This window comes from Plectonema cf. radiosum LEGE 06105 (assembly GCF_015207665.1).
GTDB classification, from domain to species: Bacteria; Cyanobacteriota; Cyanobacteriia; order Cyanobacteriales; family Nostocaceae; genus Rivularia; species Rivularia radiosa_A.
Window position 1 is genome coordinate 18,583 of record NZ_JADEWL010000082.1, and the last position, 12,608, is coordinate 31,190.

Consider the following 12,608-nt stretch of genomic DNA (forward strand, 5'->3'; position numbering starts at 1 on the left):
GAGATTATTTCTCAATAAGTTAGACGAAATAGAGTAGTAAACTGTGTTCGACTTAAGGGTGCATTAATTTGGGCTAACTACGAAAGCTTTTGGCATCTTGGTTTTACATAACCATTTCTCTGGTCTTACAACTTTCTCTATAAAACGCAATTAGGGTGTAAAAACATACCTAAATTAGGAAATAAATTATGGCAATTTCAATAAGTGCGAATCCGACAGTTCTGATCGAAGAAGAAGGAACTGCGGTAACAATTACGTTGACTTCCAGTGAACCAATACCCGAAGGTGGTTTAACTGTCACTATTGATAGTCCAACTGAAAATGCTCTGGGTCAATTAGATGTATTCGCAGCCCAATTTGAGAATGGGCGGTTCGTAAGAGTTAATGATGATACCAGTGGTTTCGACTTTCTACTTAACGCATCGCCAGCAAGTATAACTGTACCGATTTTTGATGATGCTGTTGATGATGCTCAAGATTTAACTTTTAGTGTTTTACCTGGTGAAGGATATACAGTTGATCCCAGTTCCGGTTCTGTAACTTTATCGCTTCAAGATTCGGATGGTACGGAACCTGAACCACCAACAGAAAATCCAGAAGTTCCAGTAGAACCTGAACCACCAACAGGAGAACTACCAGTAGTCAGCTTTGAAACAGTCCCTACTACCATATCCGAAGAAGCTGAAAACAACTTAGTTGAGTGGAAATGGACTGTTACCGGAGATTTTCCCGAAGAAGGTCTTTTAGTTAATTTTGATACTTTGGGAGAAAACGATGTCATTTTCTTTACAGAACAGTTCGCAGCTTCTCCCGCACCTGAATTCGTTAATTCCGAGATTACTACTTTTGACGAAGAGACAGGTAGATTAGGCATAACGCTGTTTGAACCAGAAGCTTCTTTTAAACTGTATATTCTCAACGACATCATTGAAGAAGGTACTCAACCTTTTGATTTCCAACTCGCACCAGGAGAAGGATATACAGTCGATCCCGATCAAAACTCAACCTTATTTACTATTACTGATGATAATGGAGGACCTGGAGTTGGTCCAAATATCGGCATCTCTGCTAGTGCAACCGATTTAGTAGAAGGTGACGAATTAACCATTAGCTTTAATGTAGATGGAGAAATTCCGGATTCGGGGGTACAAGTTTTAGTTCAAAGTTCTGTCCCTGGAGCTTTGGGACAGTTTGATTTATCCGATCTAAGTAATTTACAATTAAACGGAATTGAGGGATTACCTGAAGTTGGGGATGCAGGTGGTAGTAGTTTCTTTGTCACCATTACCGAACCCACAGCATCAATTACGACTTCAGTATTTGACGATATTCTTGCAGAAGAACCTTTAGAACTTCCGTTTACGATTGTTAATGGAGAAGAATACGAAGTCGATCCCGATGCTAGCAGCGTCACTTTAAACGTGGTTGATGAAACCCAACCAGCAGGACCAACTATCGGATTAACTTTAGATAACAGCGACGTGGTTGAAGGAGATACGATTACTTTAACCCTTAACGTTGATGGAGAAATTCCAGCAGAAGGAGTTACTGTTTTAGTTAATGATACCAATAGTGTAGCAAATCAACTTAGGTCACTAACTGAATTTGATGTGGCTCAGATTGAGTATACAGGAATTAGCGAGTTTCCCAGACCTGCCGACGGAGATAGTGGAATATTTGTTACCATCACCGAACCCACTGCTACTATTACCGTACCTATACTTGATGATGGTGTAGATGAAGACGACGCTTCCGAATCATTTACCTTTGAGGTGATTGATGGGGAAGCTTATCAAGTTGATTCCGATCGGGGTGCAGTTACTCTCAATATCAGCGATGCTGTTGCTACAACACCCACTTCTCCCACATTCGGAACTATTTCTTCAGATATTATCGAAGTAGAAGGTAGTAATGGGTTGATTTTTGCCGGTAGTTCCGACGATTTAATCGACGCTTCAATAAGCAGTACGGGTAGTAACCGGATTTACGGCGGTAGCGGTAACGATACTGTAATATTAGGAAGCGCAGACCGAATTATCGGTGGAGAAGGTGACGACAAATTCTTTGCACTCTCTGGTGGTGATAATATCATTACTGGTGGAGCAGGTGAAAACCAATTCTGGATTGCCACAGCAGAAATTCCCCAAGCTGCGAATATTATTACTGACTTTACTTTAGGTGAAGATGTCCTTGGTATTGCTGGTTTGGGTATTGGCTTTGATGATTTAAGCATTACTGGGCAGGATGATAACACCTTGATTGCTGTGAATGGTTCCGATTTAGCGATATTGCAAGGTATTGGTGCTGATAGTTTGAGTGCGGATAATTTTGCTTTTGTTTAGGTAACTTAGATGCTGTAATATTTTTTGCAGGACAAGGGTTATTGCACTATTACGATAATCTTTGATCTAAATCGCTAAATACCCGGAGACGTTGCATTGCAACGTCTCTACATTTATGTATCGTGATGAATCGGCTTTGGTTGAGTAATGGGTGCAAAATTTGCACGCACTGAATGTGACTGCTTAACGAAAACTTTATAAAAAAACTACTTACACCAACTGATATTTATAGTAAAATTTACGTAAACAACACAATGAGATTAATTAGCAATAATCGGCATAATCACCTATTAGCTTAGACGGTGATAAAAATTTGGGTTAAAAATTTAATTTACCATTATATATTTTAAGGTAATTTATTATACTCAAATTTCGACTGAATTATTTGCCGCTTTGAATTTGCGATCGCACTATTAACTTAAAAAAATAGGAAAAATAGGAACCAAAGCATGAGTAACTATGATGAAAGGATTGATGGGGATATTTCCAACGATCCAACTAATCCGTTAGAACTTTCTTTATCCGAAGCAACTACTACGGTGACGGCGACGACGGGAGATGGAGACCAAGAATATCTTACAGTAACAGTTCCCGAAGGTTCTCAATTGAATTCGGTGGTGTTGGAATCTTATAATCCTAATGATGTAGCGTTTATTGGGGTACAACAGGGAGATACTTTTACCGAACCCCTTGATAATTCTGCGATTCGAGAAAATATTTTGGGTTATACTTTATTCGGTAATCCCAGACAAGTTGGTACAGATATTTTAGATGAAATTGGTAATGGTCTAAACGCGATTGGTTTTGAAGGTGCGCTACCAAGTGGTGACTATACATTTGCGATACAACAACTTGGACCATCGAGCGATTATACATTAGCTTTTAATCTTGGTCAAGCAGTTAGTCAACCAGAACCAAATCCGGAACCGACACCGACACCAACACCACCAACAGAACCCGGAAGTGCAATCGTCAGTTTAACTGCGGATAAAACCGATGTAGTTGAGGGAGATTCGATTACTTTAACTCTTAGCGTTGATGGAGATATTCCAGCCAATGGTATTACTGTTTTAATTAATGATATCAACAGCGTAGAGAATCAACGTAGGTCACTGACTGAATTTGATATTTTCAATATTGAGTTAACGGGAATCAGTGGATTTCCTAGACCTGCTCAGGGAGATAGTGGTTTTTTTGTCACCATCACCGAACCTACAGCTACTATTACTTTACCAATATTTGACGAAGGTGCAAACGAGGATGAAGCTTTAGAATCATTTACTTTTGCAGTAATTGATGGAGAAGGTTATCAAGTAGATTCCGAAAACAGTGCAATTACTCTCAACATTATCGATGCAGAAGATTTTAACAATCCAGAGCCACCCATAAATCAATTACCAGTAATTTCCATAGATACTTTAGCAGGAACCTTTGATGGGGATGATAATTTAATAACTCCTAATTTGGTAGATTCTATCGAAGAAGGAACGCCTATTTTAAGTGTGGCGATAAATTCTAATGTTGATATACCAGAAGATGGTTTAATTGTCAATATCAATACAGATTTAGCAGATATCTCGGAATTAGTAGCAGAACCAGCTTTTGCACCCTTTACATTTGGAGGGGAATTTATCGGTGCAATTTATAATGATGCGGGAGTTGCGACTGGTTTTCAGGTCAAGTTACTTAATCCCAATACTGTAATTAACTTTTCTGATGTTGCTTTGGGAGAAGGGATACAGCAGTTTAATTTATTTGTAGAGCCAAGTGAAGATTATATAATTAGTAATACTAAAGATTCTTCTGCGGTAACTATTTACGATACCTTAGACCAAGTTCCTACTACGACCGCAACACCAACAGTAGGAATGAGTATTAGTGAAAACCTTTTGATTGAGGGAGAAACTGAAACTACTATTAGCTTTAATGTCGATGGAGAAATTCCTCCCGAAGGTGTAATAGTTTTAGTTGATAGTGATGTCAGGTTTGCTCTGGGTGAGTTTAATTTATTAAATGCGACTGTCGAAGGTGGGGTTTTTCCGGTAACTAATGGTGATAGTAGCGGTTTCTATTTCAAGATTACCGAGCCGGAAGCTAGTATTACTTTAACTCCCCGGAATGATAATCTCAACGCTGATGGACAAGTAATTACCGAAGGAATTGAAGAATTTACTTTTACTTTACAACAGCAAGTCGGTTACATTATTGATGATAGTGCAGCAGCAGTTAATTTTAGAATCGCAGATGATGCTGATAGTCAAATTCAAGTGAGTTTGACAACCGAACCCGAAATTTTAATTGAAGAGTCAGAGACTGCTGCTGTATTGACCTTGAATCTCAGCGCTCCACCACCATCCGAGGGAATCACTGTTGCGATTAATTCCGAAAATTTGGATGATTTCAACACTTTAGAATTTGATGTGACTGGTGGCAATATCGTCAGTATTGATGACGCTACTGTTAATGTTCTAATTACCGAACAAACTGCTACAGTTACTGTTCCGGTGAAGGATGATGGTATTGTTGAAGGCTTAGAAACCGCTGTCTTTACTTTAGTTGAACCCCCAGCAGATGCAGGTTATCAAATTGGTTTAAATCCCCAAGCTAATCAATCAAGCTTTGATATTTACGATACAGTTAATAATGCTCCCGTAATCGTGCTAGATGTAGAATCTAACGATACTATTGCGACTTCAACACCTCTGGAAATAGATAGTCAAACAAACAAAGCGATAGTTCGAGGTCAAATTAATTTTAACTTCCAGAATAACCGTGATGTAGACCAAACAGAAGACGTTGATATGTATTCTGTGGAATTGCAAGCGGGCGATCGCATTACTATAGATTTAGATTCGATTCCCTTTGAAAATTCCCAAGGTTTTGTTCTTCGAGGTAGTGGAGATTTACGTGTTTTCAACAGTGCAGGAGAAGAATTAGTTTACAATGCTGAAGATTCTGCACCAGGGGAATTATTAGAATCTAGAAGAGATGCTTACATAGACTTTACCGCAGAAACGGCTGGAACTTATTATATTGGGGTTTCTCAAGCATTTAACGAAAATTACGACCCCTTTGTAAAAGGTACGGGTGATGGTGCATTGCTTTCCCCTAGCTTCGGAATCGGTGCAGGAAGATACGAACTAGATGTCAAAATCAATCCCGAACCTGCTAATTTTGAGCAATACGTCGAATATGACGGTGAAACTCCCAATAGTCCTGTTGTTAAGTTTAATGCTGTTCCCGGTACATTCGAGGGTAATGATATTATTTCCTCACAAATTATCGAATCTTTGGGAACAGAAACAGGTAAAGCGGCTTTACTCAACTTTACATTTCAAGTTGATGGTGAAATCCCTGACGGTGGGTTAGAAGTAATTGTTAAAAGCGATACTGACTTTAGTGGTTTCTTTGATAATTTGACTGGTACTCCCAGAACAGCGGTAGGAGGAGAAATTATCAGTGCAGTTTATAACGAAGATGGTACTCCTGCTGGTTTTAAAGCACTTTTGACCAGTCCCAACGCTGCTTTCCCATTTCCAGTTAGCGATCGCGATACGGACGACCCAAATACTCCCGAATCCATTGTATTTTCTTTAGCAAATAGCCCCGATTACGCTGCCGATACAACAGCTAATACTTCTAATATTACCTTCTACGACACCTTAGAACAAATTCAAAGTAGTGGAAATGTTCCTCAAGTCGGTGTGACTATTGATCAAACTGAATTAATCGAATCTGAAGGTACACAAGTCAATGTTTCCTTTAACGTCGAAGGTGAAATTCCCTCGGATGGGTTACTGGTTTATGTTGATAGTGAAACCAGAGGTTCTTTAGGTGAATTCGATGTCTTTAATACCGAAATTACTGGAGGTGCGGTTCCTTCTGCAAACGGTGACGCTAGCGGTTTCTACTTCCGGATTTTTGAAAATACTGCCAACCTGAAATTGCAAGTATTTGACGAAACGACCAATCCTTTAATTTCTCCAGAAGATGCTTTAGAAGGAATTGAAGAATTTAGCTTCTCTTTAATAGAAAGCGACGGCTACACAATAGATACTAATGCAAGTGGTTTCAGTTTTACCATAGCCGATAATCCCGATTCTGTAGTTATCGTACCACCAGAAGAACCAGAAGAATTACCACAAGGACCTACAGACAACGATGGACGTACTACTAACAACGATACCATTGCCGATGCTGTTCCTTTAAGCTTAAATTTAGCTGACGACAATCTTTCAGTTACGATTGATGGAGCCATCTCCGAACGTTTTCGAGGTACTGATAATACCGTAGATGCAACTGAAGATGTTGATATGTACAGTTTTGATTTGATGGAAGGTCAAACTATTACTATCGACATCGATGCAAACGGTACGGGTAATGCGGGACTGGGATCGATTCTCGATTCTGTATTGCGTATATTTGATGCAGAAGGTAACGAATTAGTTGTCAATAATCAAGGTGCTGCACCAGATGAAATTTTCCAAGCTGAAGGAGACCCTTATTTAGAGTTTACCGCACCAGCGGCTGGTACTTACTACGCGGGTATTAGTGCTTTGGGGAATGATTTTTATGACCCTAATGTTGCTAATAGCGGTAGTGGTTGGACTTTTGGTGAAAGTTTTGGAGCTGATATTTATCGGGTAAGCTTTAGTTTAGGAGATATGGTTGCACCTCCCACAGAACCCGATTCTTCTCCGATATTCGGTTCCCTTGAACAAGATATTATCGAAGTAGAAGGTAGTAATGGGTTGATTTTTGCCGGTAATTCTGATGACTTAATCGACGCTTCTATCAGCAGTTCGGGTAATAACCGCATCTACGCTGGTAGCGGTGACGATACTGTGATACTGGGAATGTCAGATAGAATTATCGGTGGTGCAGGTGACGACAAGTTCTTTGCACTCTCTGGTGGTGATAATATCATTACTGGTGGTGCTGGTGCAGACCAATTCTGGATTGCTACCACTGAAATTCCCCAAGCTGCGAATATCATAACTGACTTTACCAGTGGTGAAGATGTCCTTGGTATAGCTGGTTTGGGTATTGGCTTTGATGATTTGAGCATTACTGGGCAGGATGATAATACTTTGATTGGTGCGAATGGTTCCGATTTAGCAATATTACAAGGAATTGGTGCAACTAGCTTGAGTGCAGATAATTTTGCTTTTGTTTAAATAAGTTGTTACCCATTTAATTTGTATAAAAAAGGGCGAGCTTTTCGGTATGTCAGATCAAATCCGTTTGTATGGGAATTATAGATTTTTAACGCAAAGTGACGCGGAGGTAAGCGCAGAGGAACGCAGAGTTTTTTTTGTGTATACTTTTTATCATTCCGATATAAGCGTAAAGGATATCAGAGCCGGACATGCAAAGAAAACCGCATTATACAATGAACGCTGCACATCAGCTTAATAATGTGCCAGACGTATCACCGCTACGTCTTTAACAACCAACCCACAGAACCTGTAGCGACTGATAACAGGTAGATTTTTGGAGCAATATTCCTCGTGTTTCACCCATGAGGATATTGCTCCCAACTCAATACTAATACCTGAAGTTAAAACCATTAATTACTGCTTAAAAAAATCTTTATATAAATACTACTTTTATAAACTGAAATTTATAGTAGAATTCACGTAAGTCAAAATATGAGAAAGATTCGCAACAGTTGTGATTATACGTTAATCTCAGTTGATGATGCTTGTAACTTTAAATCACTTTAGTAAATTAGATTTACGTCAAAATAATGACTTATGACGCTTGCGTATTTAATCAAATGCGCTGGCTTATTTTGGTTGCAAGCGACAAAAAAAATTATCAGGAAAAAAATCATGACGATAAGCTTAGTTAGTTTGAATACAGGACCAGATTTGCTCGTAGAAAGTGAAGGAACAGTTTCGGCTCATGTATTTAATATCACTAATGGCACCATTCCAGCAGAAGGGTTAGTGGTTTCTGTGAGTGCGCCAAACCTGAGTGAGTTTGATTTAGATGCGATTAATGTTTCCGAAGGTGGCGAAATTGTCGCGGTACGCTCCGATGGCTTTGATATAAGGTTAACAGATTTTACTGTATTCGTCGATTTGCCCATTGCCAATGATGGCGAAACTGAAGGGTTAGAAACTACTAGTTTTAGTTTGGTTGCTGGTGAAGGGTATGAGGTAAATTCTGCTTTCAGCAGTGGTGAATTTAGGCTGGTGGATACTCGTGCGGAAGTTCCTAACAGTACAGTAAGTGAAACTAATGATACAATTCCTCTTGCTGCAAACACAGGAATAAGTTCAGAGAATCCTTCGTTTTTTACTTCTAGCTCGCTCGATTTTGAAATTGGTAATCGCTATCAAAATGAGGATGGTAGCTTTAGCTATGTAGATGCTACAGAAGATGTTGACCTCTATAAAGTTGTTCTAGAAGCGGGGAATACTATCAAAATCGATGTTGACTCCATGCAGCTTGATTTCATGACTCCCTATGTGTTGGATTCAGGGCTACGGGTGTTTGATGCGAGCGGAAATGAGTTGGCATTCAATGATGATGCTCCTGCTTCAGGTGAAATATTCTTTTCTGAGTTTGATCCCTACATTGAATTCACCGCTGAAACCGATGGTACCTACTACGTAGGATTAAGCGTTTGGGATAACTGGCAGTATGATACTAGTGTTCCTGGCAGCGGCAGCGCTTACACTGACAATGTATATGGCGGAGGAGATTACGAGCTAACGATCGATCTCGTCCAGGCTGGAAGTGATGACAACGGCAGCGACGGCAATAGTGAAAATGGTGGCGAAACTCTTGCACCCGCAGAAGATGTAACCATATCGTTGCAGACAATCACGGCTGCCTTTGATGAAGACGATAACTTGCTTGCCTCTGCCTTGGTTGAATCCCTTGAGTCAGGTGGTTCTGTACTCACTCTGGTTGTCAGCGCCCAAGGAGAGATACCGGAAGACGGAGTTGAAGTCATTATTAACAGTGACATCGACTTGACGGAGTACATTGGCGATCTCAGATTCCCACCTTTTAGTCCAGGCGGTGAGGTGCTTGAAGCGGTTTACGACGAGTCTGGAGTTGGGACGGGTCTTAAGTTCAGGTTAGATGAACCCTATGCCATCATCAACCTACCTGTTCTGGACGATGAGGAAGCCGATGGACCGCAGGAAGCGACTTTCTTCCTTGAACCCAGTGCGGGTTATATCGTCAATGAAGAGACTAATGCTTCTACTGTCACCTTCTATGACACGCTAGAGGATGTTCCTGAGCTACCCACCGTACCCCAGGTCGGGATCAGCGTCAGCGAAACGAATCTGATTGAATCTGAAGGAACCGCAACCACGCTGACCTTTTCGCTGAATGAGGCTCCTCCTGAAGAAGGCGTATTGATCTATTTGAGTAGCGGAGTTCCAGGCAGTTTGAGTGAATTTGATGTCCTCAATGCTGAGATTTCGGGTGGTGTCTTCCCGTCTGCCAACTTCCAATCTAGTGGTTTCTACTTCCGAATTACAGAACCCACTGCCACAATCACAGTATCGGCTTTCGACGAGACGAGTTTGCCCGATTTTGATCCAGAGTCAGCGCTGGAGGGAATTGAAGAATTCACCTACACTTTGCAACCGGGAATTGGTTACACGATCAACCCTACCGCTAGCTCGTTTGATATCACGATCGCTGATAATCCAGATTCAATAGCGCTTCCAGATGACGATGATGATGACGATAATGATGATGATACTGATACTGAAGTATCTTCAGAACCCAATGACACCATTTCTACTGCGATTGCTACTGGACTGAGCGGTGAGCAGACCTCTTACTCTACAACAGCAGCAATCAGCTACGATCAAGACCTCAATCCAGTTGATGCCTCAGAAGACGTTGATTTCTATACCTTCGATCTTCAGGCAGGCGATACTGTGACTATTGATATTGACTCCATCGAATACTTCATTGAAGAGTTTGACGTACCCCAGCAGTTAGACTCAGAACTGCGGTTGTTTGATGCCCAAGGTAATGAATTAGCCAGCGTTGAAAATGCAGCCGCACCAGGTGAAGAATTGAGTCGCGATCCCTATCTTGAGTTCACCGCTTCTGAAGCTGGAACTTATTACGTAGGTGTGAGTCAATTGGGCAACCGCAATTACGACTCCAATGTGGAAGGAAGCGGTAGCGGTTGGATTTTTCCAAAAATCGGCGTAAATGCAGGAGCATACGACCTCAACATTAGTTTAACTCCGGGCAATGTCCCAGAACAACCCACTACTCAACCCGTATTCGGTTCCCTTGAACAAGATATTATCGAAGTAGAAGGTAGTAATGGGTTGATTTTTGCCGGTAATTCTGATGACTTAATCGACGCTTCTATCAGTAGTTCGGGTAATAACCGCATCTACGCTGGTAGCGGTAACGATACTGTGATATTAGGAAGTGGCGATCGCCTTATCGGCGGAGCAGGTGACGACAAATTCTTCGCACTCTCTGGTGGTGATAATATCATTACTGGTGGTGCTGGTGCAGACCAATTCTGGATTGCCACAGCAGAAATTCCCCAAGCTGCGAATATTATTACTGACTTTACTTTAGCTGAAGATGTCCTTGGTATTGCTGGTTTGGGTATTGGTTTTGATGATTTGAGCATTACTGGGCAGGATGATAACACCTTGATTGCTGTGAATGGTTCCGATTTAGCGATATTACAAGGTATTGGTGCAGCTAGCTTGAATGCGGATAACTTTGCTTTTGCTTAAGTATCTAGCTGTACATTATCATCTAATGTGGGCATAGCACACTATTAATTAAAAATTTTGACATTTAAAGATGGGAGGGGTGGTGTAGTGCCATCCCTTATTTTTTTATGATACTCAAGGTGCAAAATTTGCACAGACAAAGCGGACTCATCTAGGGATTTAACGATGGTGCTATGGAAAATACTACAGCTTGTTTACTTATTTCTTGTCCTGACAAACAAGGATTAGTCGCCAAAATTGCTAGCTTTATTTACTCCAATGGTGGTAACATTATCCATGCAGATCAACATACAGATTTTGAAAGCGGTTTATTTCTAACTCGCATCGAATGGCAGTTAGAAGGTTTTAATTTACCCCATGATTTAATTGCCCCAGCATTTAATTCTATTGCTCAATCTTTACAAGCTAACTGGGAACTACATTTTTCTGATAGCATTCCACGTATTGCTATTTGGGTAAGTAAACAAGAACATTGTTTATTAGATTTACTGTGGCGACATCGCGCACAAGAGTTTTTTGCGGAGATTCCTTTAATAATTAGCAATCATCCAAATTTAAAAGAGATAGCAGAGCAATTTAATATTGATTTTCATTATATCCCAATCACAAAAGAAACAAAAATTGAGCAAGAGAAAAAACAATTAGAATTATTAGCTAAATACAAAATAGATTTAGTTATTTTAGCAAAATATATGCAAATTCTTAGCACTGATTTTATTACTCAATTTCCCCAAGTCATCAATATTCATCATTCATTTTTACCAGCTTTTGTAGGCGCAAACCCTTACCAAAAGGCTTATCAAAGAGGAGTTAAAATTATCGGAGCAACATCTCACTATATCACGGCAGATTTAGATGCTGGTCCAATTATTGAACAAGATGTTGTTAGAGTCACTCACCGCGATACTGTTAAAGATTTGATTAGAAAAGGAAAAGATTTGGAAAGAATAGTCTTAGCAAGAGCAGTCAGATTACATTTAAACAATCGCGTTTTAGTTTATGGTAATAGAACTGTGGTATTTGAATAAATAGCTGATCTAATTTACTAGAAGAGAAATTCTACTAGTGGTCTGTCACATTAACTTTGAGGAGTTAAAATACCTCTTCGTAGGTTGGGTTAAGCGAAGCGCAACCCAACGCGGGTGCCGAGGCTCCACTACGTTTTGCTTCGCAACGCTTGCGCGAACAGCCCAACCTACAATATTACATTGATTACCCCTCATAACTTATGTGGTGGACTACTAGTAGTTCATTTCATTAATTCTGACGGGTGATAAATTGCTAGAGTCATTAATATTAATTAGTTTTAAAGATTAATTGCCCTTCAAAACTAATGCAAAAGACTACTAGTATTCCACCACATTAATTTTGAGGAGTTAAAATACCTCTTCGTAGGTTGGGTTAAGCGAAGCGCAACCCAACGCGGGTGCCGAGGCTCCACTACGTTTTGCTTCGCAACGCTTGCGCGAACAGCCCAACCTACAATATTACATTGATTACCCCTCATAACTTATGTGGTGGA

Annotated in this window: 4 protein-coding genes; all 4 read left to right on the forward strand. The window is 40.3% G+C overall.

The genetic code is table 11. The annotated features are described in order from the left end of the window. Positions 1-188 precede the first annotated feature (188 nt). The 4 genes from IQ247_RS32720 (at position 189) to purU (ending at position 12,114) form a co-directional block, all read left to right on the forward strand. Positions 189-2,342 carry a calcium-binding protein gene (locus IQ247_RS32720; RefSeq protein WP_228059916.1) on the forward strand — a complete coding sequence of 718 codons (2,154 nt, stop codon included), beginning with the start codon at positions 189-191 and terminating at the stop codon, positions 2,340-2,342. A gap of 449 nt (positions 2,343-2,791) precedes the next feature. Further along, positions 2,792-7,519, forward strand: coding sequence for a pre-peptidase C-terminal domain-containing protein (locus tag IQ247_RS20680; RefSeq protein ID WP_193923004.1), 4,728 nt, complete (start codon positions 2,792-2,794; stop codon positions 7,517-7,519). A gap of 657 nt (positions 7,520-8,176) precedes the next feature. Then, positions 8,177-11,086 carry a pre-peptidase C-terminal domain-containing protein gene (locus IQ247_RS20685; RefSeq protein ID WP_193923005.1) on the forward strand — a complete coding sequence of 970 codons (2,910 nt, stop codon included), beginning with the start codon at positions 8,177-8,179 and terminating at the stop codon, positions 11,084-11,086. A 173-nt stretch (positions 11,087-11,259) separates the two neighbouring features. Beyond that, entirely contained in the window at positions 11,260-12,114 is an 855-nt protein-coding gene (gene purU, locus IQ247_RS20690; RefSeq protein WP_193923006.1) for a formyltetrahydrofolate deformylase, read from the forward strand. Positions 12,115-12,608 lie beyond the last annotated feature (494 nt).